This window comes from Desulfovibrio sp. DV, from assembly GCF_001936595.1.
Classification (GTDB): Bacteria; Desulfobacterota; Desulfovibrionia; order Desulfovibrionales; family Desulfovibrionaceae; genus Solidesulfovibrio.
The window spans coordinates 1-26,024 of the sequence record NZ_MLBG01000031.1 but is presented as its reverse complement, the minus strand read 5'-3'; the positions used below and the strand labels follow the sequence as shown (position 1 = coordinate 26,024).

At 63.8% G+C, this 26,024-nt stretch carries 27 protein-coding genes; 18 read left to right on the top strand and 9 right to left on the bottom strand.

Translation table 11 applies throughout. The annotated features are described in order from the left end of the window. Positions 1–51 precede the first annotated feature (51 nt). Positions 52–309: an amphi-Trp domain-containing protein gene (locus DVDV_RS09350; RefSeq protein ID WP_075354413.1), complete on the top strand. Its 258-nt coding sequence runs from the start codon at positions 52–54 to the stop codon at positions 307–309. Here DVDV_RS09350 and DVDV_RS09345 read toward each other — a convergent pair. Further along, the gene (locus DVDV_RS09345; protein WP_075354412.1) at positions 306–818 is read right to left on the bottom strand and encodes a hypothetical protein; all 513 of its coding nucleotides are present in this window, start codon (positions 816–818) and stop codon (positions 306–308) included. The two genes, DVDV_RS09350 and DVDV_RS09345, sit on opposite strands and share 4 nt — an antisense overlap. Before the next feature lie 167 nt (positions 819–985). On the opposite strand from DVDV_RS09345, the gene DVDV_RS09340 reads away from it, so the two are divergent. From DVDV_RS09340 to DVDV_RS22220, 8 genes are all read left to right on the top strand, one after another. Beyond that, the gene (locus tag DVDV_RS09340) at positions 986–1,528 is read left to right on the top strand and encodes an RsbRD N-terminal domain-containing protein (RefSeq protein ID WP_075354411.1); all 543 of its coding nucleotides are present in this window, start codon (positions 986–988) and stop codon (positions 1,526–1,528) included. A gap of 36 nt (positions 1,529–1,564) precedes the next feature. After that, positions 1,565–2,566, top strand: a complete 1,002-nt coding sequence (gene dsrM, locus DVDV_RS09335) for a sulfate reduction electron transfer complex DsrMKJOP subunit DsrM (RefSeq protein WP_075354410.1) — start codon at positions 1,565–1,567, stop codon at positions 2,564–2,566. A 43-nt stretch (positions 2,567–2,609) separates the two neighbouring features. Then, the gene (gene dsrK, locus DVDV_RS09330) at positions 2,610–4,223 is read left to right on the top strand and encodes a sulfate reduction electron transfer complex DsrMKJOP subunit DsrK (protein WP_075354409.1); all 1,614 of its coding nucleotides are present in this window, start codon (positions 2,610–2,612) and stop codon (positions 4,221–4,223) included. A 3-nt stretch (positions 4,224–4,226) separates the two neighbouring features. After that, positions 4,227–4,643: a sulfate reduction electron transfer complex DsrMKJOP subunit DsrJ gene (gene dsrJ, locus DVDV_RS09325; RefSeq protein WP_075354408.1), complete on the top strand. Its 417-nt coding sequence runs from the start codon at positions 4,227–4,229 to the stop codon at positions 4,641–4,643. 41 nt (positions 4,644–4,684) lie between these two features. Then, positions 4,685–5,461, top strand: a complete 777-nt coding sequence (gene dsrO / locus DVDV_RS09320; RefSeq protein ID WP_075354407.1) for a sulfate reduction electron transfer complex DsrMKJOP subunit DsrO — start codon at positions 4,685–4,687, stop codon at positions 5,459–5,461. Between the two features lie 8 nt (positions 5,462–5,469). Further along, a complete protein-coding gene (gene dsrP, locus DVDV_RS09315; protein ID WP_075354406.1) occupies positions 5,470–6,663 on the top strand; it encodes a sulfate reduction electron transfer complex DsrMKJOP subunit DsrP in 1,194 nt (397 codons plus the stop codon). A 136-nt stretch (positions 6,664–6,799) separates the two neighbouring features. After that, complete coding sequence (locus DVDV_RS22225; protein WP_139311574.1) at positions 6,800–7,222, top strand: hypothetical protein; 423 nt, start codon at positions 6,800–6,802, stop codon at positions 7,220–7,222. Beyond that, positions 7,210–7,632: a hypothetical protein gene (locus DVDV_RS22220; RefSeq protein WP_139311573.1), complete on the top strand. Its 423-nt coding sequence runs from the start codon at positions 7,210–7,212 to the stop codon at positions 7,630–7,632. Before DVDV_RS22225 ends, DVDV_RS22220 begins: the two co-directional genes overlap by 13 nt. Positions 7,633–7,642: 10 nt before the next feature. Here DVDV_RS22220 and DVDV_RS09310 read toward each other — a convergent pair whose 3' ends face one another. From DVDV_RS09310 to pabB, 3 genes are all read right to left on the bottom strand, one after another. Continuing rightward, positions 7,643–8,221: a VOC family protein gene (locus tag DVDV_RS09310; RefSeq protein ID WP_075354405.1), complete on the bottom strand. Its 579-nt coding sequence runs from the start codon at positions 8,219–8,221 to the stop codon at positions 7,643–7,645. Positions 8,222–8,241: 20 nt separating this feature from the next. Continuing rightward, positions 8,242–9,099 carry a diaminopimelate epimerase gene (dapF, locus tag DVDV_RS09305; protein WP_075354404.1) on the bottom strand — a complete coding sequence of 286 codons (858 nt, stop codon included), beginning with the start codon at positions 9,097–9,099 and terminating at the stop codon, positions 8,242–8,244. A gap of 123 nt (positions 9,100–9,222) precedes the next feature. Next, positions 9,223–10,992, bottom strand: a complete 1,770-nt coding sequence (pabB, locus tag DVDV_RS09300) for an aminodeoxychorismate synthase component I (protein ID WP_075354403.1) — start codon at positions 10,990–10,992, stop codon at positions 9,223–9,225. A gap of 165 nt (positions 10,993–11,157) precedes the next feature. On the opposite strand from pabB, the gene DVDV_RS09295 reads away from it, so the two are divergent. Then, complete coding sequence (locus DVDV_RS09295; RefSeq protein WP_075354402.1) at positions 11,158–12,219, top strand: flagellar motor protein MotB; 1,062 nt, start codon at positions 11,158–11,160, stop codon at positions 12,217–12,219. A gap of 85 nt (positions 12,220–12,304) precedes the next feature. Here the strand turns inward: DVDV_RS09295 and DVDV_RS09290 are convergent, their stop codons facing one another. The 3 genes from DVDV_RS09290 to DVDV_RS09280 are packed head-to-tail and all read right to left on the bottom strand — an operon-like array spanning position 12,305 to position 14,342. Continuing rightward, positions 12,305–12,943, bottom strand: a complete 639-nt coding sequence (locus DVDV_RS09290) for a class I SAM-dependent methyltransferase (protein WP_075354401.1) — start codon at positions 12,941–12,943, stop codon at positions 12,305–12,307. A gap of 23 nt (positions 12,944–12,966) precedes the next feature. Beyond that, a complete protein-coding gene (locus DVDV_RS09285; RefSeq protein ID WP_075354400.1) occupies positions 12,967–13,350 on the bottom strand; it encodes a response regulator in 384 nt (127 codons plus the stop codon). Next, positions 13,347–14,342, bottom strand: a complete 996-nt coding sequence (locus DVDV_RS09280; RefSeq protein ID WP_075354399.1) for a sensor histidine kinase — start codon at positions 14,340–14,342, stop codon at positions 13,347–13,349. The genes DVDV_RS09285 and DVDV_RS09280 overlap by 4 nt, the downstream gene beginning before the upstream one ends. Positions 14,343–14,472: 130 nt before the next feature. On the opposite strand from DVDV_RS09280, the gene DVDV_RS09275 reads away from it, so the two are divergent. From DVDV_RS09275 to tsaB, 6 genes are all read left to right on the top strand, one after another. Continuing rightward, positions 14,473–14,964: a hypothetical protein gene (locus tag DVDV_RS09275; RefSeq protein WP_075354398.1), complete on the top strand. Its 492-nt coding sequence runs from the start codon at positions 14,473–14,475 to the stop codon at positions 14,962–14,964. Between the two features lie 82 nt (positions 14,965–15,046). Then, positions 15,047–15,835: a phosphatidate cytidylyltransferase gene (locus DVDV_RS09270; RefSeq protein WP_075354397.1), complete on the top strand. Its 789-nt coding sequence runs from the start codon at positions 15,047–15,049 to the stop codon at positions 15,833–15,835. Positions 15,836–15,850: 15 nt separating this feature from the next. Beyond that, positions 15,851–17,365, top strand: coding sequence for a hypothetical protein (locus tag DVDV_RS09265; protein WP_075354396.1), 1,515 nt, complete (start codon positions 15,851–15,853; stop codon positions 17,363–17,365). Then, positions 17,362–18,633 (top strand): 1-deoxy-D-xylulose-5-phosphate reductoisomerase, encoded by a 1,272-nt coding sequence (dxr, locus tag DVDV_RS09260; RefSeq protein ID WP_075354395.1) that lies wholly within the window; start codon positions 17,362–17,364, stop codon positions 18,631–18,633. The genes DVDV_RS09265 and dxr overlap by 4 nt, the downstream gene beginning before the upstream one ends. 126 nt (positions 18,634–18,759) lie before the next feature. Continuing rightward, positions 18,760–19,839, top strand: a complete 1,080-nt coding sequence (gene rseP, locus DVDV_RS09255) for an RIP metalloprotease RseP (protein WP_075354394.1) — start codon at positions 18,760–18,762, stop codon at positions 19,837–19,839. After that, positions 19,832–20,608, top strand: a complete 777-nt coding sequence (tsaB, locus tag DVDV_RS09250; protein ID WP_075354393.1) for a tRNA (adenosine(37)-N6)-threonylcarbamoyltransferase complex dimerization subunit type 1 TsaB — start codon at positions 19,832–19,834, stop codon at positions 20,606–20,608. The genes rseP and tsaB overlap by 8 nt, the downstream gene beginning before the upstream one ends. A 543-nt stretch (positions 20,609–21,151) precedes the next feature. On the opposite strand, the gene DVDV_RS09245 is transcribed toward tsaB, so the two are convergent. Together DVDV_RS09245 and DVDV_RS09240 are read right to left on the bottom strand one after the other, a co-directional pair. Continuing rightward, on the bottom strand, positions 21,152–21,517 hold the full coding sequence (locus DVDV_RS09245) for a response regulator (protein WP_075354392.1): 366 nt from the start codon (positions 21,515–21,517) through the stop codon (positions 21,152–21,154). Between the two features lie 30 nt (positions 21,518–21,547). Further along, positions 21,548–24,202, bottom strand: a complete 2,655-nt coding sequence (locus DVDV_RS09240) for a cache domain-containing protein (RefSeq protein ID WP_075354391.1) — start codon at positions 24,200–24,202, stop codon at positions 21,548–21,550. A gap of 166 nt (positions 24,203–24,368) precedes the next feature. On the opposite strand from DVDV_RS09240, the gene DVDV_RS09230 reads away from it, so the two are divergent. Together DVDV_RS09230 and tsaA are read left to right on the top strand one after the other, a co-directional pair. Next, a complete protein-coding gene (locus DVDV_RS09230) occupies positions 24,369–25,214 on the top strand; it encodes a hypothetical protein (RefSeq protein WP_075354389.1) in 846 nt (281 codons plus the stop codon). Between the two features lie 26 nt (positions 25,215–25,240). Continuing rightward, a complete protein-coding gene (tsaA, locus tag DVDV_RS09225) occupies positions 25,241–25,756 on the top strand; it encodes a tRNA (N6-threonylcarbamoyladenosine(37)-N6)-methyltransferase TrmO (RefSeq protein ID WP_075354388.1) in 516 nt (171 codons plus the stop codon). Positions 25,757–26,024: the final 268 nt, after the last annotated feature.

Genomic DNA, 26,024 nt, shown 5'->3' with positions numbered 1-26,024 from the left:
CGGGCCGGGTAGAGGGCGTCATGGCCGCCGACAGGCGGCCGGGGAGGTCGCATGGGGATCCAGAAGGCCCGCCTGGGCGGGGTGATGGGCGTGTGGGAGGCGGCGGACCGGTTGGAAGCCATGGCCCGGGAACTGCGGGCCGGCAGCCTTGGCGTTGCGGCCGGACGGGTGTCGGTGCGGCTGACGCCGGCCGTGATGCTGGATGTGGAAATAAAAGCCACCAAGCGGCCCGACCGCGAGGGCCTGGACGTGCGGCTGTCGTGGAGTCCGCACCAGCCGGGCGAACCCGGGCTTCGCGGCGAGTTCTAGTTTTTCTGGGGACCGGCCCCGACAAAGACCGGACCGGTCGCCCGGCGCAGGGCGGCAAGGCCCTTGTTGGACACCACCCAGCCTTTGGCCTTGACCGCTCCCTTGAGATGGATGCGCAGCAGATAGCCGTGCATAAACAGGTCGCGCACGTCGTCGGCGTCAAACGTCCGGGCCAGTTCCTTGGGCATCATCCCCCGGTTCTGGGACAGCCGGGAGTAGTGGTAGACATCTGAAAGGATACGCAGATGCTCCGGCTCCAGGGCGTCGTCGGCCGCCTTGTCGGCCAGGATCAGCCGCCCAAACCCCGTCAGCCGCCAGCCTTCGACATCCTTGCCGCAGGGAAATGAGAGCTTGACCCGCTCCAGAAATCCGGCATCTTCGAGGCCCGTCAATTGTGTCTTGTCATAATGCAGGGCCTGCCGTTTGGGCATGGTCCCGCTGTAGCGCTCCACTGCGGAAAATGCGGCGGCGGCGCGCAGGATGTCAAATTGTGCGGGTGTGGGCTGCATGGCGGCTCTCTTTTTTTCCGAGACTAGCAAAATGCGCCCCAGGGCGGCAAGTCCCCGGAAATCCCTGGTGATTTCCGCTCTGGCCTGAGGATTTCCGTCCTTTACAATTTGCGCTTTTCTGGTAAGGAACCAGCCTGTTAAGCATTTGTGAAGAAAGGTACATTTCCATGCTCAAACTGGTGGATTTCCTCGTCCTGGACCAGCAGGTTGTCCTTGACGCCTGGTTCGACCTGATTCTCGGCACCTATGCCGAGAATACGGCCGTGCTGTGGAAAAAACGCGACGATCCCTTTGCCAATCCCGTGCGCCACCGGTTCGAGGCCGGAATGCGCGGTATTGTCATGGGCCTTGCCAGCTGCGGCGAGGCACCGGACGCGGCCACGTTCACACCGTTTCTCGACGAGATCGTGCGGGTGCGCGCTGTCCAGGATTTCACCCCGGCCCAGGCCACGGCGTTCATTTTTCTGCTCAAAAAGGCGGTCCGGGAAGCCCTGTGGCCCAAGATCGTCGAGCACAATCTGTTCGTCCAGCTCCTCGCCCTGGAATCGGCTATCGATGTACTGGCCCTGTTCTCGCTCGACATCTACTGCCAGTGCCGGGAAAAAATCTACGCCCTTCGGATCGATCAGATCAAGAAACAGTACGACCGGCTCCTTAAACGGGCCAATCTCGTCTGCGACCTCTCCGCCGAGGGAGGGGAGGACCAGTAGGCGTCAATGGGGAAACCTTTAACGAGGTGAGGGTACATGGCAGCGTTTTACTCCTTTCTCGCGGTACTGGCGCTTATCGTCATCCCGTGGTTGGGCGTGGGGATGGGGATGAGCGCGCTGTTCGGGATAGCACTCCCGTACATCGCAATCATCATTTTTCTGGTGGGTTTTACCATGCGCATCGTGGATTGGGCCAAAAGCCCGGTTCCGTTTTGCATTCCCACCACCGGCGGTCAGCAGAAATCGCTGCCCTGGATCAAAAACAGCCCCTGGGACAACCCTGACGACAAGAAGGGCGTGTTCATGCGGATGGTCCTGGAAGTGCTCTGCTTCCGGTCGCTTTTCCGCAACACGTCGGTGAAGCTCCAGCAGGACGGACCCAAGGTCGGCTACAGCTCGGAGAAATCCCTGTGGCTGTTCGCCTTGATCTTCCACTACTGCTTCCTGCTCATCTTCGTGCGCCACTTGCGCTTTTTCATGGCGCCGGTGCCCGGCCCGGTCGGCATCGCCGAATTTCTGGATTCGATTCTCCAGATCGGCCTGCCGGTGATGTACCAGTCCGACGCGCTCATCCTGGTCGGCCTGCTCTTTCTGCTGGCCCGCCGCGTCTTTGACGGCAAGGTCCGCTACATCACGCTCATGCAGGACTATTTTCCGTTGTTCCTGCTGCTTGGCATCGTGCTGACCGGCGTGTGGATGCGCTACGTGGTCAAGGTCGACGTCATCGCCGTCAAGGAACTGGCCATGGGTCTGGTGACGCTGCGTCCGCACCTGCCCACCGCCCCCATCGACGCCTCGGTGTACGCCCACCTGACCCTGGTGTGCGCGCTTTTCATTTACTTTCCCTTCTCCAAGCTCATGCACATGGGCGGCATCTTCCTCTCGCCCACCCGGGTCTGCCCCAATATGAGCCGTCGGGCCATGTGGGTGAACCCCTGGAACGACCCCACCGTGAAGGCCCATTCCTATGAAGCCTACGAGGACGAATTCCGCGAGAAGATGATTGAAGCCGGACTCCCCGTGGATAAAGAGGCCTAAGAGGCCGGAATCAACTATTTCTGGAGAGAAGTGAGGAGCGATCATGGCCAAGTATCCGCCACCGGAAGAACTCATTAAGATTAATTACACCACGCCGGTCAAGTCGTGGATGGACACCAAGACGCCGTTTAAAACCGGCAATTTCAGCTACCCCGGCAAGCCCGATATCCTCAAGTATCTCGGGATGCCCAACCCCCGCGTCTGGAGCCCCACCGACGACGACTGGCAGCTGCCGCCCGACTGGCAGCGCATCGTCATGGAAAAGTTCCGCTCGCTTTTAAAGAAGTACAGATCGTTTAAGATCTTCATGGACATCTGCGTGCGCTGCGGCGCCTGCGCGGACAAGTGCCACTTCTTCATCGGCGGCGGCGACCCGAAAAACATGCCGGTGTTGCGCGCGGAACTGCTGCGCTCCATCTACCGCGGCGAGTTCTCGGCGGCCGCCAAGGTGCTCGGCAAGCTGGCCGGCGCCCGCAAGCTCGAAGAAGACGTCATCAAGGAATGGTTCCTGTACTTCTACCAGTGCACGGAATGCCGCCGGTGTTCGCTTTTCTGCCCCTACGGCATCGACACCGCCGAAATCACCATGATGGCCCGCGAGCTGCTCCACGAAGTGGGCTGCAACATCAACTGGATTCTCGAGCCGGCCGCCAACTGCAACCGCACCGGCAACCACCTCGGCATCCAGCCCCACGCCTACAAGGACATGATGGACTTCCTCTGTGACGACATAGAGGACATCACCGGCAAGCGCATCCGCCCCAATGTGAATAAAAAGGGTTGCGAAATCCTTTTCATCACCCCCTCGGGCGACATCTTCGCTGATCCGGGCATCTACACCTACATGGGCTACCTGATCCTGTTTGAACATCTGGGCCTGGACGTCACCTGGAGCACCTACGCTTCGGAAGGCGGCAACTTCGGTCTCTTCACGTCGGACAAGATGATGAAGAAGATCAACGGCAAGATGTACAATGAAGCCAAACGCCTGGGCGTCAAGTGGATCCTTGGCGGCGAGTGCGGCCACATGTGGCGCGTGATTAACCAGTACATGTCCACCATGAACGGCCCGGCCGACTTCCTGGAAACCCCGGTGTCGCCCATTACCGGCACCAAGTTCGACGCGGCCGCCGGCACCAAGATGCTCCACATCGCGGAGTTCACGGCCGACCTGATCAAGAACAAAAAGCTCAATCTCGATCCGTCGCGCAACGACAACTTCATCTCGACCTTCCACGATTCCTGCAACCCTGCCCGCGGCATGGGTCTGTTGGACGAACCCCGCTACATCATGAAGAATGTCTGCCGGCAGTTCTACGAAATGCCCGAGAACACCATCCGCGAGCAGACCTTCTGCTGCGGCGGCGGCGCGGGCCTTAACAACGAAGAGTTCACTGAAACGCGCCTGCGCGGCGGCCTGCCCCGGGGCAACGCGGTCAAGTATGTGCGTGATCGTCACGGCGTCAACAACCTGGCCTGCATCTGCGCCATCGACCGTGCCACCCTGCCGCCCCTTTGCGACTACTGGGCCCCGGGTGTCGGCGTCTCCGGCGTGCATGAGTTGGTGGGAAATGCCATCATTCTCGATGGCGAGAAAAAGCGTACCACCGATCTCAGGCAAAACCCCCTGCCGGGGATGGAGGACGAGGAGGAATAACCTATGTACAATGCCAAATATATCATACCAGGCATTCTGTTCTTCCTGGCCCTCGCCCTCGTGCCGGTGGTGTACAACATGGGACACCCGTTCGAGGTCAAGCCGGAACTGCCCAAGGATCAGAAAGAGTGCGTCCTTGACACCAGGGAAATGCGCGACAAACACATGCAGCTTTTAAACGAATGGCGCAATGAGGCCGTGCGTGACGGCAGCCGTATCTTCGTCAATGCCAAGGGCCAGAAGTACGTCAAAAGCCTGACCAACACCTGCATGTCCTGCCATACCGACAAGACCAAGTTCTGCGACCGCTGCCACGAAACGGTAGGCGTGGCCCCCTATTGCTGGGATTGCCACAACCTGACGCCGGACCAGAAGACGCCCATTCCCCCCACCGCTACGGTGGCCGCGGGCGGACACTAGGCCGGCGCGCCGGTGACACCTCCATTTAAGGGGACCATACCATGAAAAATAGCAGACGAGAGTTCCTGAAACTGGCAGCCGTCTCGGCCATGGGAATCGGCGCCGGTCGCCTCGGTTTCCTGGGCGACGCTCCGGCCCACGCTGCCGGAGTGCCGACCGTGGCCAATTTCGAGGAGGGCCTCAAAGCCAAGCATTGGGGCATGGCTGTTTATTCCGCCAAGTTCACTCCCGAACTCATTGCCACGTGCCGCAAGGCCTGCCACACCGAACACAATGTGCCCGACATCGCCGGGCCCAAGGAAATCAAATGGCTCTGGGGAGCCTCTTATGAGGAGTCCTTCCCCACCGAGCACGGCCACTACCTGTCCGAAGAGGTGGAGCACCGCCAGTTCCCGCTCCTTTGCAACCAGTGCGAATCCCCCATGTGCGTCAAGGTCTGCCCCACCCAGGCGACCTTCCAGCGCCCTGACGGCATCGTCATGATGGACTTCCACCGCTGCATCGGCTGCCGCTACTGCATGGCCGGCTGCCCGTTCGGCGCCCGCAGCTTCAACTTCCAGGACCCGCGCCCGTTTATCAAAGACTTCAACCCGCTTTTCCCCACCCGGATGCGCGGCGTTGTGGAAAAATGCAACTTCTGCGCCGAGCGTCTGGCCATTGGCAAGATGCCCAAATGCGTGGAAGCGGCCGGGGGCGCGTTGGTGTTCGGTGACCTGTCCGACGAGCAGTCCGACATCCGCAAGGTGTTGCGCGAGCACTTCGCCATCCGCCGCAAACCGGACGCCGGCACCTCGCCGAGCGTGTATTACATCCTGTGAGGTAAGCCATGCTGGAAAAAGCACTCAAAGGAAGTCCCCGTTATTGGGGCACGCTGACTGCCCTGGGCATGGTCATGCTGTTAGGGCTGGGGTTCTGGCTCTACCAGTTGACCTTCGGCATGAAGATCACGGGGCTTAACCGCGACGTGTCCTGGGGCTTTTACATCGCCCAGTTCACCTATCTGGTCGGCGTGGCCGCCTCGGCCGTCATGCTGGTCCTGCCGTATTACTTCCACCACTACAAAGAATTCTCCAAGATGATCATTCTGGGAGAGTTCCTGGCCATCGCCGCCGTCGTAATGTGCCTGGGTTTCATCGTCGTCGACATTGGTCAGCCGCAGCGCATGCTCAACGTGCTGTTAAACCCCACGCCGCACTCGGTGCTGTTCTGGGATATGGTGGTCCTAAACGGCTACCTGTTCCTCAACATCATTGTCGGCTGGACAAGTCTGCAGTACTTCAAAAACGACATGACCCCACCGAAGTGGGTCAAGATCCTGGCCATCGTGTCGGTCATCTGGGCCTTCTCGATCCATACCGTCACGGCCTTCCTGTACGCCGGCCTGCCCGGACGCCACTACTTCCTGACGGCCATCATGGCTGCCCGGTTCCTGGCTTCCGCGTTCTGCTCCGGTCCGGCCATCCTGCTGTTGCTGGTGCTGTTTTTGCGCCGCCTGACCGGGTTTGATCCGGGCCAGAAGGCCATCAACCGCCTGGCCGTGATCATCACCTACGCCATGTGCGTGAACATCTTCTTCTTCCTGCTTGAAGTGTTCACCTCGTTTTACAGCAACATGCCCGGCCACATGGCCCCGCTGATCTATCTCTTTAACGGGATCGACGGCCACACCATGATGGTGCCGTTCATGTGGACCGCCGTGGTTCTGGGCCTTGGCTGCCTGCTGTTCCTCATCCCGACGCCGGTGCGCCAGAAGACCCCGGCCCTGGTCACGGGCCTGATCATGCTGGTCATCGCCTCCTGGATCGACAAGGGCCTGGGCCTTTTGATCGGTGGGTTCACGCCCAACCCGTTTGAGCAGGTCACGGTCTACTCGCCCACGATCCCGGAAATCATGATCTCGCTTATGATCTTCTCCCTGGGCGGCATCGTGCTGACCGTGTTGTGGAAGATCGCCATTGAAGTGCGCGTCGAAGTCGAAGGCGGCAACCTGTCCATGGTTCCGCCCCCGGCTGCCGAATAGGCACTGCGTTCCTGACTGCAAAGGCCCGTCTCCGTGAGGAGGCGGGCCTTTTTTTATGGGCTTTGCAAGATATGCCTAATGGTGGTGACAAGTGGGCCGGGGCATGTTAGGGGGCAATTAAATATAGGAGGATACAATGAAATATTTAGTTGCGCTAGCTATTATTCTTTTTGCAAATATCGAGTTTGGGTATGCGTGGCCAAGTGTGCCATCTGCCCAAGGTTTGGACAATCCTCCTGCCATGCACTGTGAACAAGCAAATTGTCGAAGTTGCTGGGAGGGCCAGCGGCAAAATGCAGAGGCATTTCGACGTTCTTGTGAAAATTTTCGATTGCAGTGTGAAGGATTCAAGGGGGCTGTAGAGACCGGGAGGGTACGATTTGAATCAGAACGTCGAAATTCGATGATTACTAGCGAGAAGTATCAAGAAGAATTTGGTCATTATGTAGATTTAATCATGACGTATCAACAAATTCTAGAAAATTATTACAGAGGTATTCAGATCTACAAAGAACTTGGTGCAGCATATCAGCAAGGGGTAAAAGTATGTCAGTATTAGCAAGCGAATGGGATGTTATTCTTGCAAAATTGGCTGGAAATATGCGGGGCCTAATCGGGACTCTTTTAGAGTTCTTTCCAGTTGTTCTTGTCTCAGCATTGTTGTGCGTAGTTATCTGTGTATGTATTAGTAAGTATTTTGATGTAAAAGCGCAAGATGTGGTAGTTGCGGTTGTGGCGTATGCATCTTGTGGATTATTTCTCGGTTTTTGCGTAGGATATAGTCAAACTCCACTGATTGGCGCTGTTCTTGGATTTTCCGTGCCAGTTTTAACTGGATTGTTGGGGGTACTGTTTAAAGAGCCACGGGCTGTGCTCGTTGAGTATGCACCGATTTGTCTTGGGGCTGTAACGGCAATGGTGAGCACATTGTTGATTAGCATAGTATATGCATCTAAGCTTTACAAATAGCCTGCTTGAGCTACTCGTCCTCGACCAGGACCAGCTCCCGGCCTTCGCCGGGGTAGATGCGCCGCTCGGCCAGGGGGGTGGAGGTGTGGGCCGGCCATTTGCCGGGCTGGGGCTCGGAACCCTCGCGGGTTACGGCCGAGGGATGGCGGTCGGCCATGATGGGATGGCCGCTTATGTCCACGCCGGGGACCGGACAGCTGAATTCAATGGCGATGTTGTTGGGGTCGAAGGAATAGACCGAGAAGATAAAGCCGTGGTCGATCAGTTCCGACACCCAGAAGCCGGCGGCTTCCAGGCGGTCCTTGATGTCCCACAGATCGTCCCGGTCGCGCACGCCGATGGAGACGTGGTCAAAGGCCAGGGGGCCCTTGACCGGGACGCCGTGGTCCTTGGGCGGGATCGGCTCGACCTGGGGCCACTCGAAAAACGCCAGCATGTCCGTCGGGGAGATTTCCAGGAAATAATGACGGTACCCGGGCCGGCCAAGGCCGGCCACCAGACGCATCCCCAGAAGATCCCGCCAGAAGCGGATGGTGGCGTCCATGTCGGCCGTGGCCATGGCCAGGTGGTTGATGCCGGTGTAGTGCATGATCGAACTCCGCTACAGAATCATTCGGTATCGATTCCCAGACTTTGCGGGTAAAACACGCCCTGAAAGACCAGCTCGGCCGCGCCGCGCAGGTAGGTCTTGCCGTCGCGTAAAATGACGCCGAGCACTTCGCCGCCGGTGGTGATGATCTCCGTTTCCTCGCCGGTCATGCCGAGTTCCCGGGCAATGATGGCCGAGGCCACGGCACCGGTGCCGCAGGCGTAGGTCTCGTCTTCCACGCCGCGCTCGTAGGTGCGAAGTGACAGGCTGCCGTGCTCTTCGGAGGCGATGAAGTTGACGTTGGTGCCGGCCGGGGCAAAGGCCGGATGCTGGCGGATGGCCCGGCCGAGCTTCCAGACCTCGACCATCTCGATATGGTCCATGACGGCCACGGCATGGGGCACGCCGGTGTTGACGGAGTGCAGGTGGAAGGGCCGGCGGTCGATCTCGATTTCCATGTTGAGGCGCAGATCCTTGGGCGGGGTGAGCTGCACCGTCACCTGGTTGGAATCCACATCGACCTCGGCCTCAATGGGACCGGCATCGGTGCCGAACACATGTTTGGCCGGGGCGATGCCGAGCATCCAGGCCAGTCTGGCGGCGCAGCGCGAACCGTTGCCGCACATCTCGGCCCGGGAGCCGTCGGCATTGAAGAAATGCCAGATATAGGCCAGCCCGGAGCCGGCCGGGGCGTGGTCGAAAAAGATCATGCCATCGGCCCCGACGCCAAAGGCTTTGCGACACACCGGGATGACGAGTTCGGGCATGGCCGCCGGATCGATTGCCAAAGCGCGGTTGTCCACCACCACGAAATCATTGCCGCAGCCCTGCATCTTGAAAAACGGAACGGATTTGCCGCAAACAGCCTCGATGTCCATGCCAGTCTCCTTTCGGATGAAGTGTCGCGAGGCTAGCAGATCACCGGTGCCGCGTCGAGAGGCGGTCAGGGGGCCGGAGGTGCAGTGTTTGGGTCTGGCCGGCCGCTGTTTTTTGGCGGCCGGTCAGGACAAGGCGGCCAAAGGCCCGATCAGGACGGCCCGGGTCCACAGGCGCAGGGAATTGACCAGCCACAGTTCCTCGGCTCGGGCCAGATCGTCCGGGGTGAGGACGGCCTCGGTAAGGATGCCCCGGGCCAGGAGCCGCGCCCGGTAGGTGCCGGGAAGCAAGCCGCAGGACAGGGCCGGGGTGAGCAGGCGGCCGCCAAGCCGGGCCACCACATTGGCCCGGCAGCTTTCCGTGACCTCGCCTCTGTCGTTGGCCAGGAGCACGTCGTCGCAGTCCGGCCGGGCGGCCAGGGCGCGGTCGTAGCGCTGCCGCCGGGTGGTTTTGTGAAAAAGGGTCGGGTCGTTGGCAGCGACCGGATCGGGGCAAAGGCCAAGCCGGGCCGGCCGGGCGAGCCGGGCCGGCAGGGGGAAGGACTCGGTTGCCACTTCCCCGCCAGCGGCCAGGAGCAGGCGGACCCGGCGGCGCTGGCCTGCCGCTTCCCGCCCGGCCCGGTCCAGGGCGGCGTCGATGGCCCGATCGTCCAGGGGAAAGCCCAGACTCCAGGCCGAGGCAGCCAGCCGGGCGCGGTGTTCGGCCAGAAACGAAAAACGGCCGTTAGCCAGGCGAAGCGTCTCCAGCAAGGCGAAATCGGGCGGCGGGTCGGTCAGAAACCGGGCCTTTAACTGGCACTCGGCGTATTCCTCGGCCGGGCGGGAATCATGGGTGATGCCGCCGCCGACGCCAAAGCGGCAGCGGCCGTCGGCGTGGTTGAGGGTCATGGTGCGGATGGCCACGTTAAACAGGCACTCGCCGTCCGGGGCCACCCAGCCGATGGTGCCGGTGTAAAAGCCCCGGGGGAAGGGTTCGAGGCGGCGAATGGCGTCCATGGCGCTGCGTTTGGGCGCGCCGGTGATGGAGCCGCAGGGGAAGAGCGCGGTCAGGACGGCGACAAGGTCCAGGCTGCGGGGCACGGCGGCCGTGACGGTTGTGGTCATCTGCCAGGCTGCGCCCAGGGGTTCCACGGCAAAACGGCCGCTGACGGCCACGCTGCCCGGTCGGGCGATGCGGCCCAGATCGTTTCGCATGAGATCGGTGATCATGCGGTTTTCCGCCTGGTTTTTTGGGCAGGCGGCCAGGGCGGCGGCCTGCCCGGCGTCGGATTCGGGCGTATCGCCGCGGGCCAGGGTGCCTTTCATGGGCCGGACGGTGATCTGCCCGCCCTGGCGCTTGAAAAAGAGTTCCGGCGAAAACGACAGCAGCGTCTGCTCGCCCAGATCCAGGCGGCAGCACAGGGCGGCCTGCTGCCGGGCGGCCAGGGCGGCAAACCAGGCGTCCCGGTCGCCGGCAAAGCGGCTTTCTAGAGGAAAGGTGTAATTGACCTGATAGCACTCGCCGAGAACGATGTGCCGGTGGATGGCGTCGATGGCCCGGCCGTAGGCCTCGCGGGACAGGCCGGGCGTCCAGGGCGCGGCAGTGGCCGGGCCTGCCTGGGCCGGGGGGCTGGCCGGCACGGGAGCGTCGTAGGCGGCGACAAAGGCCAGCGGCTCCCCGGTCGGGGCATGGACCGGGAGGCTGGGGTCAAAAGCCGGGGCTGCTTCGTAGGCCAGGGCCAGCACCAGCCAGCGGCCGCGCTCCTGCTCGGCCAGGGCGGCCCGAAGAAGCGGCAGAACCTCTTCCAGGGTGTGGGCCAGGCCGGACCAAGCCGGGGCGGCAAAGGCCCGGGGCCAGTCCCGGGTGGCGGTGTCGCCGGCCGGGGCGGTGCCGGCAAACCAGGCGTCGCCCTTCATGGCCGCCCGCCCTGCCGGGCCGGGATTGGGCCAAAGGCGTGGGCGGTGGCCTTTTGGGGGGATAGCGGATAAGACTGGGGCCGACCGACCAGGGCATGGGGCCGGGCCGGTCGCGCAAGTCCGCATGACGGGCCGTCGGCAGCACGGCTTTTTCTGGAGGCCTCTATGCGTGGACGGATGCTCAAAGTACTCATGGTGATCCTGGTTCTGCTCCCGGTGGGGTTGACCGCCTATCTGGCCAATTCCCTGTACAACCGCAAGGGGGTTCCGGAAGCCCTGGAGAATCTTACCAGACAGTTGTTTCAATCCAAGGCGGAAGAGCACAAGGCCGAAACCAGGGCCAAGGACCTCGAACGCAAGACCGAAGAATTGCAGACCGCCTACGACTCCCTGGTGGCCGATCTGCGCGGCGAAGTGGACAGCCGGGATATCCGGGTGCGCCAGTTTCGGGAAAAGCTCGAAATCAATTTCGTGGACAAGGTGCTTTTCGCCTCGGGCAGCGCCGAGATCACGCCCAAGGGCCGCGATATCCTGAGCCGGGTCGGGACGGTGCTGGCCAAGGTCAAGGGCAAGAGCATCTACGTGGTCGGACATACCGACAACATGCCCATCCATTCCTCCATGTATCCGTCCAACTGGGAGCTGTCCGCCGCCCGGGCCTCTTCGGTGATCCGCCATCTCTCCGAGGCAAGCGGGCTTGTCCCGGAACGCTTCACCGCCATGGGCCGGGCCTTTTACCAGCCCGTGGCCAGCAATGCCACGCCGGAGGGGCGACAGGAAAACCGCCGGGTGGACATCATCGTGGCCGACGTGCCGCTGTTGGCCGGCGAAACCGGGTCCCAGTCCCTGCGCGGCACGGTGCCCGGCGGCGCGGCGCAGCCGGCCGAGGCCGGGAAGGGCGGCGACTCGGAACTCCTTCGCGAGACGAACCCGCCCTCGGGACCGGCCCCGACCGCCCCCCAGACCCTGGGGAGCGAGCCGGCCAAAGCCGATCCGGCCGACGGCGGGGGCAAGGCTGCGCTCCCGCCGGTGCTTTCGCCTTCGGATGCCGGCCCGGCCCCGGCGCCATCCCCGACGGTGGCCCCGGAGCCGACCCCGGCCGCGCCAACGTCTGAGGCTCCGGCTGCCGGGCAACAGGATCAGGCCGGTCCGGGACAGCCGGCTGGCAGCCAGCCCGGTTCGCCCGAATTGCCGCCGCCGCTGCCCGACGCTCCGGCCGGCTCCTAAGGCGCAGGGCCGCCCGCGGCCCGCACCGGAAACGGCGCGGGCCACGGGCGGCTGTGGAAATGGCAGGGAAAGGACCCGGAGCGGGTCAGGACGGCTTGCGGGCGGTCATCAAAAAGACGGTAAACGCCTTGGACGTCCCGTTTTTGCCGGGCTTTTCGATGGTGGCGGCCGTGGCGGCGTCAATGCCGGTAAAGCCGATGCCGGCCAGCATGTCGGCCAGATCGATGCGGTCGAAGCCGTGATGGTAGACCCCGGCGTTGTCGTCGTGAAAGACGCCGCCCTCGCTGTCGAGGTCGGCCAGGGCCAGGGAGCCGCCGGCCGAGATGGCGGCAAACAGGCGTTTGAGGACCGGCTCGGGCTTTGGCACATGGTGCAGGGCCATGGCGCTGGCAATGAGGTCGTAGCTTGCGGGCAAGGGATCGCCGGCAGCCAGATCGGCCTTTAAGACGCCGACATTGCCAAGGCCGGCCCGCTCGATTTTGGCCGACAGTTCGGCCAACATGCCGTCCGAGGTGTCCAGGCCCGTGACCTGTCCGGCCCGTTCGGCCAGTTCCAGGGTCAAAAGGCCGGTGCCGCAGCCGAAATCCAGGGCAGAGGGTACGGGCTGGCGGAAAATTCCGGCGGCGGTCATGGCCGCAGCAATGTCCCGGGCCAGTTTGAGGCGCATGGGATTGGCGTCCCAGGCCGCAGCGCGGGCGTCGAAACGGGCGGTGTCGTCATCCACAGGCGGCGCTCCTTTTTCCATGCTCATGGGGCAACCACACGGCCTGTCGCGGCAGCGATCTTGGCCAGCAGTTCGTGTAAGTCACAAGGTTTTATGAGATAGTCGGCCGCTCCGGCGGCGAGGCCCTCCCGGGCCGCCTCCCCGGACCCGTGTCCGGTCAGCATGAGGACCGGCAGCCCCGGGCTGTGGCTTTTGAGCCAGGCAAGCAGCTCAAGGCCGTCCATGTCGGCCATCTTGAAATCCACCACCGCCGCGTCGAACGCGCCTTGCTCCACGGCCTGCATGGCTTCACCGCCGCTCAGGGCGACGGTCACGTCCAGGCCCCGGCGGCGCAGCCGCTTGGCCAGCACTTCGGTAAATCCCGCTTCGTCGTCAACCAGCAGCAGGCGCAGGGGCGTGGCATTCATTCGTTCTCCGGGAGTGCGGCGGCGGCAGGGGCCGGGAGCGTTTGGCCGGCATAGGCCGGCAGCACGACCCGAAAGGTCGTGCCCTGTCCCGGAACGGAGCGCACCGAAATGTCTCCGCCAAACTCCCGGACGATGCCGGCGCTGATGGACAGGCCAAGTCCGGTGCCCTTGCCTCGGGCCTTGGTGGTGAAAAAGGGCTCAAAGACCTGGTCGATGACCGCTTCGGGGATGCCGTGGCCGGTGTCGGACACCAGCAATTCCCCGCCCTCGCCGGCGCGCCGGGTGGCGATGGTCAGTTCGCCGCCCTCCGGGGCCATGGCGTCTAAGGCGTTGTTGATGAGATTTAACAAGACCTGCTGCACCCTGGCCGCCGAACCGGACACCGGTGGCACATCCGGGGCCAGATCGGTCACAAGGCGCACCTTGGCGTGGCTGGCCCGCCGTTCCGACAGGGAGGCCATCTCGCCGGCCAGGGCGCTCAGATCGACGGCGGTACGGGCATCGTCGGTCTTGCGGGCCATGGGCAGGAGCATGTGGGTGATGTCTTTGCACCGCGCCCCCTGGGTCCGGATCTGCTGCAGGGCGCGGCGGATTTCGGCCTGATCGCCGGGGGCGGCGGGGGCGTCATCCTCCAGAATGTCCAGAACAAGCCCCGCCTCTTCCATCATGATGGCCACGGGGTTGTTGATTTCATGGGCCACCCCGGCAGCCATTTCGCCGATGGCGGCCAGCTTGCCGAGGCTGAGGATCTGGCGGCGCAAAAAACGGCTTTCCTGCCTGGCCGCATCCAACTGCCGCTCCAGGCGCCGGGCCAGAAACGCCGCTGCGGCAACGGCAGCCAGGAGCCCCAGGGAAGCTGCGGCCAGGACGTCGAAGGTGCGGGCCTGCGGGTCCAGGGCGGCCAGACAGGCGGCCAGCGGCACGAGCGAGACGGCCGCAAAACCCAGCGTCCAGCCCAGGGCCGACAGCCGATGGGGCGGCCAAGCGCTCAAAAGCGGTCTCCGGGACGAGGGCAGGGGAAGCCAGTGGCGCTACACATGAAAAAAGCATACGTCTCCAGGAGAGCTTTTACAAGGCAGCAGCGTTGCATCCACCGCGTCCAAACCGGAGGGAGGAGCCCCCATGTCCGATGGCGTCATCGACCTCAAGCGGCAACTGCGGGAACTCAAGGCCCACGAGAAGCTGGCCGGATTTACCGGATTTCATCTCGACCTCGGCGATGGCGGCCCGGCCAAGGAAGGCGTGCTCAAGATTGCCGAATTTGTCCGGCCGGACCATTCCGGCTACATAACCCTGACCTTTCAGACAGATCCCGATCCGGGGCCGGCCCGTCGCGAGGCCCTGGCCGCCGTGTTCGACCGCTTCGCCCGGTTTGCCCAGGCCGCCGACGCCAGCAATGGCCAGCCCCGGTTCGGCCAGGGGTTTGAGTACATCATGGTGGTCACCGAAGGCCTGGCCGACGGCGACGCTTGGTTTCTGGTGGACTGCGACATCTATTACAAAAATCTCACCGGCCGGTTGCAGGCCCTGATCGAAGGTTCGGTGCTGCCCGGACTGGCCGGGGTCATACCCGTGACCTTTGAGCCGGTCAGCTGGTGGGAAGCGGGCTCCTGACAGCCCCCGGGGCAGACGTTGCCCTGGTCCGGCAAATGGCCTACAAAACCTGTGCGCCCCAACCGGGCCGCCTGAAACCATCATGCAAGCCATATCGCAAAAAAAACGTATCCTCACCGCTGCCGTGGGCCTGCCTGTGTTGGCTGCGGCCGTTGTTTGCGGCGGCTGGCCCCTGGCTGCCCTCATTGCCGTCGCTTCCGTTCTCGGCATGCGTGAGTTTTTCGCCATGGCCGGCCGGCCCGGACCGGTCCTGGAAGCCGTCGGTTATCTGCTTGGCGCGCTTTGCGTGGCGGCCCTGGCTGGCGGCCAGTGGCCGGCCGTGGTCGGGCTTCTGGCCGCGGCGCTTTGGATCGAGCAGTTTGATTTCCTGCGCCGTTTCGCTGCCCGCCAGGAACCGTCGCCGCCGTGTGGCCGGCTGGTGGCCGCCCTGCTGTATCTGCCTGTGACCCTGGGCCTTTTGACCCTGTTTTCACCCCTGGAAACGGCCTTTGTCCTGGCCGTGGTCATGGCTGCCGACACCGGGGCCTACTACGGCGGCCATCTCGTGGGCGGGGCCAAGGTCTGGCCGGCGGTCAGTCCGGGCAAGACCTGGGCCGGCTCGGTGAGCGGTGTGGCGGCCGGGGCGGTCGTGGCCGCCGTGTTCGCCGTTGCAACGCCGGCCGCGCTCCCCCCCCTGGCCCTGGCCGGCGCGGTGCTGGCTGCGGTCTCGCAGTTCGGGGATTTTTTCGAGTCTGCCCTCAAACGGGTCGCCGGCGTCAAGGATTCCGGCGCCATCCTGCCCGGCCACGGCGGTCTGCTCGACCGCGTGGACGGCCTGCTGCCCGCCATCCTGCTCTACGCCGCCTGCCGGTCCGTGCTCGGACTGGGTTAAAGGAGCCGCCACACCATGGACGACGCATCCTCGCTTGACCGGGACGGCCGCTTTGCCGCCTGCCTGGAACGCCTGGAGGAACTCAAGGCCATAAAGGCCCGCCGGGAAGTGCTGGAGGAGCGGGTTTTTCTGGAATTTTTGCGGGCCAATCGCAGCCGCATCAATGAGTTTCCCCTGCTTGAAACCGAACAGCAAAGCCTCATGGACATGCTGCTGCGTCGGGCCGAGGGCCTGCATCCCGGGTACCATTTTATCAAAGAGCATTTTTCGGCCTACCTCCTCGAACTCAACCACTACGGCAAGGCCAAGGCCGTGGGCGATGCCGTCGCCCAGGAAAAGCTGGCCAAACGCCTGGAGCGCCAGGAAACCATCCTGGCCAAGTGCCTGCAGGGCGCGGTCTATGTTTCGAGCCTGATCAAGGACAATTTCAGCGACGCCGTCATCCGCCACTTTGGTGAAGATTCCCTGGTGAAAATCGAGGAAATCACCTCCACCATGGTCTTTGACGAACTCTACTGGCGCGCCTACATCGACCGCTTCATCAAGGAAGAGGTGCGCGGGGCCTACGACGACATCCTGGCCGAACGCCGCTACCGGCTGTTGCGCGAAGGCCAGCTTCTCATGGTGGTCTATCCCTTCGACGCCGTGCTCTCCAAGCTCAAAGGCACCACCAAGGCCATCTCCCAAACCCGCGTCCAGACCGCCTTTGAAGACGCCACCGACTCCGACGACGGCCGCGCCAATGCCGAGGCCGCCTTGAGCCTGTGCCTGCGGGCCGATCTTGGCGACAGCGACAAGCGCCTGGAACGCGACGAACTCCAGTTCGCCGCCCGGGTGGCGGCCATGGACATTGCGACCGCCGACTACCGGGCCGCCCTGGTGGATGAAGCCGTCGATGCCGAGGATGCCCGCGAACGGTTCGGCGAGCTGGTGGTGGCTCTCTGCCTGGGGGCCATGGTGTCGCTTCGGGTGGTGCGCGAGGATTTTTCCCGGGCCTTGCGCGAGTTCTCGGCCAAGGAAGTCGTCTGGCTCGTCCAGGCGGCCGGCTACTTCGAGGCCAGACGGCTGGGCAATGTCCTGGAACACGTCATGGAACTCGATTTCGCCCACCTGCTGCGCGAAAAGGGCGCGGCCGACGCCGCCCGCATCCAGATCAAATCCGCCCGGTCCCGCCGGGCCGCCAAGGCCGATGTGGACGCGCTGGCCGAGGCGGGCTTGAGCAAGATCCGGCGCAAACAGTTTTTCGACGACGATCCCGACCAGCCCGACATGCTCCTGTGGAAGGCCAAAAATCCTGCCGAACTCGAGGAAAAGCTGCGACTGCTGCAAATCGAGCCGGAACTGACCCGGTCCCTGGCCGGTCTGTGGGAATACGCCAGCTACAAGGTCGATTGCTACCTGTGCATCAATCTGGCGGCGCTCGGCAAGGTGGCCACCAACCTTTCCGCCCGCGTCACCGAAATTCTCGGCCGGTACGGCATCGCCCCTCCCGGGGCCGCCGATCCGGCAAAGGCGCGACGCGACGCATGACCCCGATCCCAACCGATCATTCGACCGCCCCGGCCGGCCTCCCGGACGCTTGCGGGACCGGCTATATTTCCTCCCTGACCGTGCCCGATACCGGCCGCCGCCGTCGGCTGGCCCTGCTTGGAGCCACCGGTTCCATCGGGGTGAGCACGCTTCGGGTCGCCGCCGAGCACCCCGACGCCTACGAGGTCTTTGCCCTGGCCGGCGCGACCAACATCAGGCTTCTGGCCGAGCAGGCCGCCGCCTTTCGCCCGGCCGTCCTGGCCGTCCTCACCGAGGAGGGGGCCAAGGCCCTGGCCGGCCTGCTCCCCGCCGGCTACCGCCCCGACATCCTGGTCGGACCGCACGGCTATGCCGCCATGGCGGCCATGCCCGAAGTCGATCTGGTCGTTTCGGCCATCGTGGGCGCGGCCGGACTGACGCCGACCCTGGCCGCCGTGGCCGCCGGCAAGATTGTGGCCCTGGCCAACAAGGAGTCCCTGGTCCTGGCCGGGGACCTTATCCGCACGGCTGCTGCCGACTCCGGAGCCGTGATCCTGCCCGTCGATTCCGAACACAACGCCCTGTTCCAGGCCCTGGGCGGGGCCGGACTCCCTGACCTGCCCCTGGTCGAACAGCTGGTGCTGACCGCCTCGGGCGGGCCGTTTCGCGGGACCAACCGGGAGAGCCTGGAAGCCGTGACCCCGGCCATGGCGCTTAATCACCCCAACTGGTCCATGGGCCCCAAAATCAGCGTGGATTCGGCCACCCTCATGAACAAGGGCCTGGAAGTCATCGAGGCCTGCCGCCTCTACGGCCTGCCCGTGGCCCGGGTGGAGGTGGTGGTCCATCCCCAAAGCATCGTCCATTCCCTGGCCCAGCTCCACGACGGATCGCTTTTGGCCCACCTCGGACCCCCGGACATGCGCGTGGCCATCGCCTACTGCCTGGGCTATCCCCGGCGCCTGTCCCTGTCCGTGCCCCGGGTGGATCTGGTCACGCTGGCCTCGCTCACCTTCGAAGCCCCCCGCGAAGACGATTTCCCCTGCCTGGGCCTGGCCCGGCAGGCCCTGGCCGCCGGCTCCAGCCACACCGTGGCCCTCAATGCCGCCAATGAGGTGGCCGTGGACCTTTTCCTCAATGGCCGCCTGCGCTTCATGGACATCCCGGCGGCCATCGCCGAGGCCTTAAGCGCCCACGCCGGCCAGCCCCTGCCCGATGCCGCCGCCGTCATGGACCTCGATGTCCAGGTGCGCCGCGAGGTCGCGGACTGGGCCAAAGCGCGGCAATAAGTTGCTTTTGCGCCATTCCGGCTTATTATTACCACTCGGCAGGCCCGGGCTCGGATTTCCCGACCGCCCGGCCGCCGTCGAAACACCACGCCCGGACAAGCCGTCCCCAGGCGTTTGCGAGTGCCCATGATCGAAAGTATCCTTGCCGTGGCTCTGGTCCTTGGGGGCCTCATCTTTTTCCACGAACTGGGACATTTCATCGCCGCCCGGGCCTTCGGCATGGGCGTGACCACCTTTTCCCTGGGATTTGGGCCGAAGCTCTTCGGTTTCACCCGCGGTAAAACCCGGTACATCCTCTCCGCCATCCCCCTTGGCGGCTATGTCCAGCTCGTGGCCCAGGACCCGGACGACACCGCGCCGGACGATTTCCCGCCGGAAACCCACTTCCGCCTGCGCCCGGCCTGGCAGCGCATGATCGTCGTGGCCGCCGGCCCGCTGTTCAACTTCTTCCTGGCCTGGCTGCTCTTCTGGGGCCTGCTCGCCGCCGAGGGCCGCTTTGAAATGCTGCCCGTGGTCGGACAGGTGCAAAAGGACAGCCCGGCCGCCGTGGCCGGTCTGGCCGCCGGCGACACCGTCCTTACGATCAACGGCGCACCCGTGGCCAACTGGGACACCCTGGCCACCGCCATCCGGGGCAGCAACGGCAAGCCCGTCACCCTCACCGTCAACCGCGACGGCAAAGACGCCACCTTCACCCTGACCCCGACGCTGCGCACCGTCAAAAACCTCTTCGGTGAAGAGGAAAGCGTGCCCCTCGTCGGCATCGTGGCCTCGGGCAAGACCCGGACCGTGCCCCTTGGCCCCGGCTTGGCCGCCACCGAAGCCGTCAAACAGACCTGGAACGTCGTTGTCGTCACCTATACCGGCCTTTTAAAGCTCATCGAACGCGTCGTGCCGCTGGACAGCATCGGCGGTCCCATCATGATTGCCCAGATGGTCAGCAAACAGGCCGGCGAAGGCCTTGGCAACGTCGTGGCCCTGGCCGCCCTTATAAGCGTCAACCTCGGCGTGCTGAACCTGCTGCCCATCCCGGTCCTCGACGGCGGCCATCTGCTCTTCTACGCCCTTGAAATCATCATGCGAAAACCGGTCAGCCCCCGGGTGCGCCAGCTCACCACCAAGCTCGGGCTGGCCTTTCTGCTCGGCCTCATGCTTTTGGCCACGGTCAACGACATCCGGCGGCAATTGAGCCTGACCGATGGCTGATGCCGCTTCACTGCCCGGAAACGGGCCGCTCCTCGTCATTAACGGGGTGACGCCGCAACTGGCCGTCACCCTGGGCCGGCCCGGCCAAGCCTTCTGGCACCGCCGGGCCGTTACCTCGGGCAGCAGCGCCGAAATCCTGATTCCGATTATTGCCGGCCTGCTGGCTGAAGCCGGCATCGCCCCGGCCAGCCTCGGCGGCATCGCCTGCGTGCGCGGCCCCGGCAGCTTCACCGGCATCCGCGTCGCCCTGGCCACCACTCTTGGCCTGTCGCTTGGCAGCGGCGTACCCATGGCCGGCCTGGAGTACCTGCCGCTTCTGGCCGCCACCGCCGCCGGACAGGCCACCGGCGTCGTCGTGGCCATCACCTACGCCCGGACCGGATTCGTCTACCTGCAAACCTTTCTGACCGACGGCCCGCCCATGCCCATGGGCCCGCCCGTGGCCCTCACCATCGCCGATGCGGCCGAACGCCTGGCCGATGCCGCTGCCGTCGGCCCGCTGTGGCTGGTCGGCGAAGGCGCTGCCCGTTCCCGGGACGTCTTCCTCAATACCGCCCCGCTGGCCACCATCCTCGGCCCCGAATACCACGAACCAGCCCCCGAGATCGTCCTGGAAGCCGCCGCCCGCGCCAGCTACGGCGTGACGGCCATCGAGCCGCTCTATCTTCGCCCCTGCGACGCCGAAGACAACCTCGCCACCTTTGCCGCCGCCCGGGGCCTGAGTCCCGAAGAAGCCCATGCCCGGGTGCTGCAATCCATGCAGGGATAGCGCAGGCCGGGGAGCGGGAGTCGGGGGAGGGAAGAGGCCTCCGGCGGCCGGGGGGATGATCCCCCCGGACCCCTGCGATGGGGTTGTAAGCGTATGGGGTGGGTGTGGGGCGTGGAGGCGTGGAGGCGTGAGGGAATGGGGTCTGGGATTTGGCTGGCGGTCCCGGCCGGAAGCCGCCCGGGACCGCCAGCCAAATCCCAGACCCCAACGCGCCAGCGTCCGGGCCGGTTTTGCGCGATCAAAGCCTCGCGCAAAACCGGCCCGGACGCATTTTTGAAAGAGGGGTGGGGGCTTTTTGATCGCGCCAGCGTCTTTCCGAGAGAGCAAGCACGTATTGCTGGTTTGACTGCTTTTGCCGGGCGAACCATGCGGCAAAGCCGCCAAGAACTCCGCGCCCGCAACTCCCCGTCCTCCCGCAGCCGCAGCAGTTCCTTACTTCGTCCACGCCATGCGACCCTTTGGGGGGGCCGGGGGGATCATCCCCCCGGCGGGTGCAGGGCAGAGCCCTGCCAGGGGCCGGGACACCGTCCCGGTTCTCTTCGCTTATCCGAAAATCAGTTTGAGCGTCTCCAGCACGGCGGCGGCGGACAGGGGTTTGGGCAGGGTGTATTTGGCTCCGTAGCTTTTGGCCCAGCCCAGGGTTTCGGTATCGGTGAAGGTGCTGCCGGCGCTGATGGCGATGATGGGCAGGGCGGGGCTGATTTCCAGGAGCTCCTTGATGGTGGCCAGGCCTTCCTTGCCGGGCATGAAGATGTCGACGAAGGCGGCCTGGGCGGGGGTTTCGCGGAAGGATGTCAGGGCGTCGTTGCCATCGGCGGCTTCGGTCACCTGATGGCCGGCTTTTTCGAGGATGGCCCGCAGCATGGTGCGGGTGATGGCGGCGTCGTCGACGATGAGTATCCGGGCCACGTTGGGTTCTCCTTGGGCGTGTTGATAGGATCAGGCAGTCAGGCGGGCCGGCTTGGCGTCGGCCTCGTCCTGGCTGGAGGTTTGCATGCGTTCGATCAGTTCCCCGAGTTCCTGGGCCTCGTCGTTAAGCCCGCGCACGGCGATGACCGAGGCGTCCATGCCTTCGCGGATGTCTTCGGCGATACGGCTGACCTCCTCGGTGGCCCGGCTGATTTCGGTGGCGGTGGAGGATTGTTGTTCGGCGGCAGTGGCGATGGCCCGGACCTGATCAGCGGTGTTTTCGACCATGCCGACGATGGCGGCCAGCGCTTCGCCGGCTTTTTCGGCCAGATCGGTGCTGCGCGAGACCGCCTCGGCAGCCCGGATGGTTTCCTGGTTGCCGCGCCGGGCAGCCTGCTGCACGGCCGTGATGGCCTGGCCGACTTCGCGGGTGGCGGTCATGGTTTTTTCGGCCAGTTTGCGGACCTCGTCGGCCACTACGGCAAAGCCGCGGCCGGCGTCGCCGGCCCGGGCGGCTTCGATGGCGGCGTTTAAGGCCAGGAGGTTGGTCTGGTCGGCGATATCGGAGATAACGCCCAGGACCTGCCCGATATTTTCGGCGGTGTTGCCGAGTTCGGCCATGTCCTGGCGCAGGGTTTCGGCCATCTTCTTGACGTCTTCGATGGCGGCCACCACCTGGCGTACCATATCCGAGCCTTGGCGGGCGCGGGTTTGGGCTTCGTCGGCGCTGCTGGCGGCCAGACCGGCGTTTTGGGCCACTTCCAGCACCGTGGCGTTCATTTCTTCCATGGCCGTGGCCGTCTCAATGGTGCGCTGGCGCTGGTAGGAGACGCCTTCATTGGTGCTTTCGATGCGTTGGGCCAGATCACGGGCGTTTTCCGTGACCTTGGCCGAGATGCCTTCGGCGGTATTGGCGGCCGTGGCGATGAGCCGGTTTTGTTCGGCCAGGGCTTCCTGCTGCAGCTTGACCTTGGTGAGTGTTGCCAGCATGGCGAACACGCCGAGCATCCGGCCGGCGTCGTCGCTGATGGGAGCGGCGTCGATCTTGATGAAGAACCGTTCGCCCCAGGCGTAGTTGCCGTCGTATTCCACGTTGGTCATGATCTCACGGCGGGACATGACCTCGCCAAGAACCCGGGACACGATGGCGTGGCTGGCGAAGACCTCGGTCATGGGACGGCCGACGTAGGCTTCCGGTTCTTTTTTCTCACCCAGGAAGTGGGCCAGCCAGCGGTTGACCATGGTGATTTTGCCCGAGGGATCGGCCACCACGCAGGGCAGGGTGACGGAGTTGAGGATACCCTTGGCAAATTCCAGCTCGGTCTTGAGATGGTCCACCATGGCGTGGATGGAGGCGGACAGGCTGGCCATTTCCGCGGACAGGTCGGCTTCGACCGTGGCATTGAGATCGCCGCCGGCCACCTTGTCGGCGTAGGCCACGATGGCCGAGATTGGGCGGTTGAGCAGGCGGCGCACCATAATGAGGCACAGGGCGGCCATGGCTGCGAGGATGATGGCCGAGAAGATGACGAGTTTGACGACGATGGCCCGGATGGCCTCGTTGAGCTTGCCGGCCTCTGCGGCCACGTTGCGGTCGATGCCGTCGATGTAGTCGCCCATGCCGACGATCCAGCCCCAGGGTTTGAACAGTTTGACATAGCTCAGTTTGGGGTAGGATTCCGTGGTCTCGCCCCCGCCGGCCAGGGGCTTGGGCCAGGGATAGCTGACGAAGCCTTCGCCGGTGGCAGCCACGGCGTCGGCCATGGCTGTGGCGATGTTGGTCTTGCCGGCCGGGTAGGGGACTTCCGGCGCACCGAGTCCCGGTATCATGCCGGTGGCCCGTTCGAACTGGGCCGTGTCGAGGACCTTGCCGTCGAAATCCGGCCGGATGGGGTGCATGAGGATGCGCGGGATGGGACGGATGTTGTCGTAGATGAAGAAGTAATTGCCATCGAGCAGGCGCATCTTGGACAGTTGTGTCTTGGCCTCGGCCTGCAGCCGGGCCGTCTCGTCCTCAATCCAGGCTCCGGAACCGAAAATCCAGCCCAGTTCCGGCAGCAGCCGCACGTAGGACACCTTGGGCTTGGGGTCGTTTTTTGCTCCGGGCTTGTCCCACATATAGGACACCATGCCCTGGCCTTTGTCTTTGGCCACTTTGAGCATGTCCATGAAAAGGGCTGTCCCTTTGGGGTCGCGGTAGCCCGAGAGGTCCTTGCCTTCCAGGGCCGGCTGGCTGGGGTGCATGACCATGCGGGCGGCCGTGTCGTTGATCCAGATATAGTTGTTGTCGTCGAAACGGGCGCTTCGCACCAGTTCCTTGATGTGTGCCTCGATTGCTTCCCGGGGCATGGTGTCTTTGTTGGCTTCGTAAAAGGCCTTGGCCTGCCCGAGCACGGCGTCCACCACGCCTTTTAAATGGTCGTGGGCGCGTTTTTTGAGCGCGGCCTCGTCCTGGGAGACATCGTAGAAATATTTGACGACATCGTAGGCCTGGTTGACGGCCTCGCGCTGGCGGTCCCTGGCTTCGGTCGTCAGCTTGGTGCGCATCAACTGGCCGTTTTGTTCCCGGTACTGACCCAGCTCGTAGATGAAAAAGAACATGGTGAAGCTCGCCAGGGCGGTCAGCATGGCGATAAACACGATGGCAATCTTGAGGCTGATGGACCAGTCGCGCATTTTTTTCATGGATCTCTCCGGGGCGTGGGGTGCTTTCGGCGGCAGCAAAAAACGGCAGCGGCCGGCGATGCTATGCAACGATATGAACGAACCGGCCCCTTCTGGCAAGGGGACCGGCGTTTCCGGACTTTTCTTTCGGGAAACCCTGGTGCATAAGCCTGCCTAGGAATATTCTATGAGTACATTTTACGAACTCGCCACCGACCTTTTCGATCCGCTCCATTCCTTCTGGGAGCATCCCAAAACCCGCCGTTTCGTGGCGGTAAGCCAGGTCGTCGCCTTTCTGGTCGGCCTGATCGGCATTGAACTCAACATTCGCGGCCTGCTGCCCCCGGTCCTGGCCCGGGTGACGCCCGTCTCCCATTTTTACGCCATCAATCTGGCCTTCACCCTGGTGCTCATCCAGGAAGTCGTGGACCTCATTTTCGTACTGCCCTGTTCGGTGACCAAGTCCCTGGGCAAGCAGTTCGAGGTCTTGTGCCTGATCCTGTTGCGGGACGCCTTCAAGGAACTGGTGCATCTGCACGAGCCCATCGTCCTGGTCGAGGCCGTCAATGTGCTGTTGCCCATGCTGGCCGACGGGGCCGGAGCCCTGGTGGTGTTTTTGGGGCTTGGCCTGTATTACCGGCGCTATCGCAAGCGCGCCCAGGGCCGCAAAGGCCCCTGGCTCTACCCGTTTGTGGCCACCAAGAAATTTCTGGCCTTCTGTCTGCTGTTCTTTTTCCTTTCCTACGGCCTGTGGATTGGCTGGGAAAGTGTTGTGGCCGGCCATTTTCACGCCTTCTTTTCCGTCTTCTATACGGTCCTTATTTTCAGCGACATTTTCATCGTGCTGCTTTCCCACACCTACCAGCCGGCCTTCCATTCGGTATTCCGCAATTCCGGGTTCGCCCTGGCCACGCTGCTGATCCGGTTCGCCCTGGCCGCGCCGGCCTATTACGCCCCGGTCATCGGCGTTGCAGCCATGGCCTTTGCCTACGGCGTATCCCGGGCCAGCGAGGCCTTTGAGGCCGACGCCTGAGACCGTATTTCGCCAAGGAGAAGCTCATGTCCGAGACCATCGCCATGCGTCCCATCGGGATCATCCACTCCCCGTTTACCACCCTGGAAGGAATGCCCATCCAGCCCGGCGGGGCCAGGGAGGTGTTGGGGCAGGTCGTGCTGGATCCTGATCTGGCCCCGGCCCTGGCCGATGTGGACGGCTTTTCCCATGTCTACCTCCTCTACTGCTTTCACCAGTCGACCGGCTACAAGACCGCGGTGACGCCCTATCTCGACGATACCCCGCGCGGCCTTTTCGCCACCCGCGCCCCCAAACGGCCCAATCCCATCGGCCTGTCGGTGGTGGAGGTGGTGGCCGTGGCCGGCAATGTCCTGACCGTTCGCGGCATCGATGTCCTCGACGGCACGCCGCTGCTCGACATCAAACCCTACGCCCCGGCCTTCGACGCCCCGGCCGGAGCGGTGCGCAGCGGCTGGCTCGATGGGCGCAAGGACGCCGTGGCCAAGACCCGCTCCGACGACCGGTTCGTGGCGGCCGACGAGGTCGCGGGCCGGGAGTAGGACAGGAAGCAGAGGAGAGAAGAGGAAGATGCCTCCGGCGGCCAAAGGGCTGAGCCCTTTGGAATCCCACCTGGGGTCAGTTCGATTTGAGGGGCGCGGTGCCGGGGCGGTGGTGGGAGTGAAACAAGAAAGGACGGGAAGAGATTTTTGACCGCCGGGGGAAAGCAGCCCTCGGCCGTTTATATAAAAAGGGGTGAAACGACAGGCTTGCTCGTTGTTGGCCCTGGCGTTTTCACCCAAAAAACGGCCGCATCCGGGAAGGATGCGG

What these genes read in the sequence shown, in the direction of transcription:
- DVDV_RS09350 (WP_075354413.1), top strand. Translation starts at nt 52, where the DNA reads ATGGGGATCCAGAAGGCCCGCCTGGGCGGGGTGATGGGCGTGTGGGAG.
- DVDV_RS09345 (WP_075354412.1), bottom strand. Translation starts at nt 818, where the DNA reads ATGCAGCCCACACCCGCACAATTTGACATCCTGCGCGCCGCCGCCGCA.
- DVDV_RS09340 (WP_075354411.1), top strand. Translation starts at nt 986, where the DNA reads ATGCTCAAACTGGTGGATTTCCTCGTCCTGGACCAGCAGGTTGTCCTT.
- dsrM (WP_075354410.1), top strand. Translation starts at nt 1,565, where the DNA reads ATGGCAGCGTTTTACTCCTTTCTCGCGGTACTGGCGCTTATCGTCATC.
- dsrK (WP_075354409.1), top strand. Translation starts at nt 2,610, where the DNA reads ATGGCCAAGTATCCGCCACCGGAAGAACTCATTAAGATTAATTACACC.
- dsrJ (WP_075354408.1), top strand. Translation starts at nt 4,227, where the DNA reads ATGTACAATGCCAAATATATCATACCAGGCATTCTGTTCTTCCTGGCC.
- dsrO (WP_075354407.1), top strand. Translation starts at nt 4,685, where the DNA reads ATGAAAAATAGCAGACGAGAGTTCCTGAAACTGGCAGCCGTCTCGGCC.
- dsrP (WP_075354406.1), top strand. Translation starts at nt 5,470, where the DNA reads ATGCTGGAAAAAGCACTCAAAGGAAGTCCCCGTTATTGGGGCACGCTG.
- DVDV_RS22225 (WP_139311574.1), top strand. Translation starts at nt 6,800, where the DNA reads ATGAAATATTTAGTTGCGCTAGCTATTATTCTTTTTGCAAATATCGAG.
- DVDV_RS22220 (WP_139311573.1), top strand. Translation starts at nt 7,210, where the DNA reads ATGTCAGTATTAGCAAGCGAATGGGATGTTATTCTTGCAAAATTGGCT.
- DVDV_RS09310 (WP_075354405.1), bottom strand. Translation starts at nt 8,221, where the DNA reads ATGCACTACACCGGCATCAACCACCTGGCCATGGCCACGGCCGACATG.
- dapF (WP_075354404.1), bottom strand. Translation starts at nt 9,099, where the DNA reads ATGGACATCGAGGCTGTTTGCGGCAAATCCGTTCCGTTTTTCAAGATG.
- pabB (WP_075354403.1), bottom strand. Translation starts at nt 10,992, where the DNA reads ATGAAGGGCGACGCCTGGTTTGCCGGCACCGCCCCGGCCGGCGACACC.
- DVDV_RS09295 (WP_075354402.1), top strand. Translation starts at nt 11,158, where the DNA reads ATGCGTGGACGGATGCTCAAAGTACTCATGGTGATCCTGGTTCTGCTC.
- DVDV_RS09285 (WP_075354400.1), bottom strand. Translation starts at nt 13,350, where the DNA reads ATGAATGCCACGCCCCTGCGCCTGCTGCTGGTTGACGACGAAGCGGGA.
- DVDV_RS09275 (WP_075354398.1), top strand. Translation starts at nt 14,473, where the DNA reads ATGTCCGATGGCGTCATCGACCTCAAGCGGCAACTGCGGGAACTCAAG.
- DVDV_RS09270 (WP_075354397.1), top strand. Translation starts at nt 15,047, where the DNA reads ATGCAAGCCATATCGCAAAAAAAACGTATCCTCACCGCTGCCGTGGGC.
- DVDV_RS09265 (WP_075354396.1), top strand. Translation starts at nt 15,851, where the DNA reads ATGGACGACGCATCCTCGCTTGACCGGGACGGCCGCTTTGCCGCCTGC.
- dxr (WP_075354395.1), top strand. Translation starts at nt 17,362, where the DNA reads ATGACCCCGATCCCAACCGATCATTCGACCGCCCCGGCCGGCCTCCCG.
- rseP (WP_075354394.1), top strand. Translation starts at nt 18,760, where the DNA reads ATGATCGAAAGTATCCTTGCCGTGGCTCTGGTCCTTGGGGGCCTCATC.
- tsaB (WP_075354393.1), top strand. Translation starts at nt 19,832, where the DNA reads ATGGCTGATGCCGCTTCACTGCCCGGAAACGGGCCGCTCCTCGTCATT.
- DVDV_RS09240 (WP_075354391.1), bottom strand. Translation starts at nt 24,202, where the DNA reads ATGAAAAAAATGCGCGACTGGTCCATCAGCCTCAAGATTGCCATCGTG.
- DVDV_RS09230 (WP_075354389.1), top strand. Translation starts at nt 24,369, where the DNA reads ATGAGTACATTTTACGAACTCGCCACCGACCTTTTCGATCCGCTCCAT.
- tsaA (WP_075354388.1), top strand. Translation starts at nt 25,241, where the DNA reads ATGTCCGAGACCATCGCCATGCGTCCCATCGGGATCATCCACTCCCCG.